This is a genomic window from Pelomicrobium sp. G1 (genome assembly GCF_051905455.1).
Lineage (GTDB): Bacteria > Pseudomonadota > Gammaproteobacteria > Burkholderiales > UBA6910 > Pelomicrobium.
Genome location: NZ_JBQACR010000170.1, coordinates 1 through 366, shown reverse-complemented (window position 1 = coordinate 366; position 366 = coordinate 1). Strand labels below are relative to the sequence as shown.

The following is a 366-nucleotide window of genomic DNA, read 5'->3' as shown; positions in this document are numbered from 1 at the left end:
AAGCTCCAGGCCGCAGGCTCGACGAAGCCAGCGATTTCGGTCACCAGGGGGGAGCATGACAAAAAAGAACGCGCTCGCGGGCTGGCTCGCGGGAACGATCGGGGCGCTGGGGGTGGCGGGGGTCGTCCACGCCGAAGAGCGGGCGACCCGGCTGGAGGCGCCCACGGTGGAAGTGATCGGTACCACGCCCTTGCCCGACCTGGGCGTGCCCTTGGAGCAGGTTCCCGCCAACGTCCAGGCGGCGACCGACCGGGAGATTCAGACCCAGAACCCCCTGGACCTTTCCGAGTTCATGGTGCGCAACTTGGGCAGCGTTCACGTCAACCAGGCCCAGAACAATCCCTTCCAGCCCGACGTGACCTACCG

The 366-nt window shown here is 67.2% G+C and carries 1 pseudogene; it reads left to right on the top strand.

What is annotated here, in order from left to right:
* Nucleotides 1-55: 55 nt before the first annotated feature.
* Nucleotides 56-366, top strand: a pseudogene (locus tag ACTFO6_RS18025) (TonB-dependent receptor); the annotation flags it as partial.